This window comes from Prevotella heparinolytica (assembly GCF_004342845.1).
Lineage (GTDB): Bacteria > Bacteroidota > Bacteroidia > Bacteroidales > Bacteroidaceae > Bacteroides > Bacteroides heparinolyticus.
The window spans coordinates 2,501-5,733 of sequence record NZ_SLXB01000046.1 but is presented as its reverse complement, the minus strand read 5'-3'; the positions used below and the strand labels follow the sequence as shown (position 1 = coordinate 5,733).

Here is a 3,233-nt window from a genome sequence, read left to right as displayed (position 1 = left end):
CCCGTCGCCTCTTTGTGTTCCCTCCTCTTCCTCCTGCATGGGGAGCGTCCTTAAGCCGTCCCTTCCCCCCTTTCCTTCTCGCGCACTTATATATTATAATGTGTCCCTTCCCCTTCCTTCCTTTGCTCCCCTTTCTTTTTCTTCTCTTGGATTCCTTTGTCATTCAGCCTTTTAAGCCGTTCCCCGTATTTTCTTTTAAAAAAAGTTCCTTGTATATTTTGCGATGTTTCCCTTAAGTTCTACTTTTGCATCCGCTTTCGGCAACGGGGGCACGGGTGCTTTGACATGATGGTTTGCAGGATGCCGCAAGCGGCTTTCGTTTCCCTTTATTTTCCTCCCCTTTCGCACAGAGAGCGTCGGCGGGAAATAAAAAAGAAAAAAACTTCCGCAATAATTTGGAAGATACCGGTAAAAGTCCTTACCTTTGCATCCGCTTTCCCGTTAGGGTCGGCACCATCGATCTTTGAATATATTTACATAAACAATACAAGTAGTACAAGAGCAAGGCTTGTTTCCCGTAAAATGCGGGGATCGGTCTTGGGTAAAACAGAAGAACCGTCAATGTCCCTTATGTATTTTATACGTATGGGGTCCGCATTGGTAACTTCTTTAAATTTTCGGATGTCCTGAACAGAGCAAACGGGATTCCTTTCCCTCCCCTGACAAGGGGTCGGGTCATGTGAATCCTGATCGATACTTTTACAATGAAGAGTTTGATCCTGGCTCAGGATGAACGCTAGCTACAGGCTTAACACATGCAAGTCGAGGGGCAGCATGGGCTTAGCTTGCTAAGCCCGATGGCGACCGGCGCACGGGTGAGTAACACGTATCCAACCTTCCGGTAACTCCGGTATAGCCTTTCGAAAGAAAGATTAATCCCGGATAGTATGGTGATTCCGCATGGTTTCTCCATTAAAGGATTCCGGTTACCGATGGGGATGCGTTCCATTAGGCAGTTGGCGGGGTAACGGCCCACCAAACCTAGGATGGATAGGGGTTCTGAGAGGAAGGTCCCCCACATTGGAACTGAGACACGGTCCAAACTCCTACGGGAGGCAGCAGTGAGGAATATTGGTCAATGGGCGGAAGCCTGAACCAGCCAAGTAGCGTGAAGGATGACTGCCCTATGGGTTGTAAACTTCTTTTATAAGGGAATAATTGTGGGTACGCGTACCCATTTGCATGTACCTTATGAATAAGGATCGGCTAACTCCGTGCCAGCAGCCGCGGTAATACGGAGGATCCGAGCGTTATCCGGATTTATTGGGTTTAAAGGGAGCGTAGGCGGGCGCTTAAGTCAGCTGTGAAAGTTTGGGGCTCAACCTTAAAATTGCAGTTGATACTGGGTGCCTTGAGTGCAGTATAGGCAGGCGGAATTCGTGGTGTAGCGGTGAAATGCTTAGATATCACGAAGAACTCCTATTGCGAAGGCAGCTTGCTGGAGTGTAACTGACGCTGATGCTCGAAAGTGTGGGTATCAAACAGGATTAGATACCCTGGTAGTCCACACAGTAAACGATGAATACTCGCTGTTTGCGATATACTGCAAGCGGCCAAGCGAAAGCGTTAAGTATTCCACCTGGGGAGTACGCCGGCAACGGTGAAACTCAAAGGAATTGACGGGGGCCCGCACAAGCGGAGGAACATGTGGTTTAATTCGATGATACGCGAGGAACCTTACCCGGGCTTGAATTGCAACCGAATTATCCGGAAACGGGTAAGCCGCAAGGCGGTTGTGAAGGTGCTGCATGGTTGTCGTCAGCTCGTGCCGTGAGGTGTCGGCTTAAGTGCCATAACGAGCGCAACCCTTATCCACAGTTACCATCAGGTGATGCTGGGGACTCTGTGGAGACTGCCGTCGTAAGATGCGAGGAAGGGGGGGATGACGTCAAATCAGCACGGCCCTTACGTCCGGGGCTACACACGTGTTACAATGGGGGGTACAGCAGGCAGCTCGGCGGCGACGCCCGGCCAATCCCTAAATCCCCTCTCAGTTCGGACTGGAGTCTGCAACCCGACTCCACGAAGCTGGATTCGCTAGTAATCGCGCATCAGCCACGGCGCGGTGAATACGTTCCCGGGCCTTGTACACACCGCCCGTCAAGCCATGAAAGCCGGGGGTACCTGAAGTGCGTAACCGTCCAGGAGCGCCCTAGGGTAAAACCGGTGATTGGGGCTAAGTCGTAACAAGGTAGCCGTACCGGAAGGTGCGGCTGGAACACCTCCTTTCTGGAGTGATGTCCTTAATTTATTTATAGGAGTCCGGTTCTTTTGTTTTGTGCTGCTTGTTTTGTTTATCCTAATAAAGAGAAAGTAGAAGCCGGGCCTTTTTCCATGGCCGGGGTTTGACTGACAGTCCTATAGCTCAGTTGGTTAGAGCGCTACACTGATAATGTAGAGGTCGGCAGTTCAACTCTGCCTGGGACTACCCTTTTTTTGGGGGGGATTAGCTCAGCTGGCTAGAGCACCTGCTTTGCAAGCAGGGGGTCAACGGTTCGAATCCGTTATTCTCCACATATTCCCGTGTTTTCGGGTATTACGATCTTTGACATGATGCGAACAAGAAAAAAGTAAAGTTAAAGCTGAAAGTATATATCGACCTTTCAAATGTGTCGGTAAGATAAAAAAAGCAATTAAGGGCACATGGCGGATGCCTTGGCTCTCGGAGGCGATGAAGGACGTGATAAGCTGCGATAAGCCGCGGGTAGGTGCAAATGACCTTTGATCCGCGGATTTCCGAATGGGACAACCCGCCACCTTGAAGGGGTGGCATCTGCCTATGGCAGAGGCTAACGCAGGGAACTGAAACATCTTAGTACCTGCAGGAAAAGAAAATAAACAATGATTCCCCCAGTAGTGGCGAGCGACCGGGGAATAGCCCAAACCATGGGTGTTACGGCATCCATGGGGTTGTAGGACCACGTCGTGGCACGCGTGACGGTGAGTGGAACTGCCTGGAAAGGCAGGTCACAGAGGGTGATAACCCCGTACACGAAGCCGTTTCCAGCCTAGTGGTATCCTGAGTAGCGCGGGGCACGAGGAATCCTGCGTGAATCTGCCGGGACCATCCGGTAAGGCTAAATACTCCCGAGAGACCGATAGTGTACCAGTACCGTGAGGGAAAGGTGAAAAGCACTTCGAACAGAAGAGTGAAATAGTTCCTGAAACCATGTGCCTACAAGCGGTCGGAGCCGTGTTTCCACGGTGACGGCGTGCCTTTTGCATAATGAACC

2 tRNA genes and 2 rRNA genes (1 of these 4 cut by a window edge) are annotated in these 3,233 nt (G+C 50.8%); all 4 read left to right on the top strand.

What is annotated here, in order from left to right:
• The first annotated feature begins 701 nt into the window (after positions 1–701).
• A 16S ribosomal RNA gene (locus EV202_RS14645) occupies positions 702–2,229 on the top strand.
• 125 nt (positions 2,230–2,354) lie between these two features.
• A tRNA-Ile gene (locus tag EV202_RS14640) sits at positions 2,355–2,428 on the top strand.
• A gap of 12 nt (positions 2,429–2,440) precedes the next feature.
• Positions 2,441–2,514 (top strand) — tRNA-Ala (locus EV202_RS14635).
• A gap of 109 nt (positions 2,515–2,623) precedes the next feature.
• A 23S ribosomal RNA gene (locus EV202_RS14630) occupies positions 2,624–3,233 on the top strand; it runs 2,280 nt beyond the window's last position.
• Together the 16S and 23S rRNA genes with 2 tRNA genes alongside form the textbook arrangement of a ribosomal RNA operon.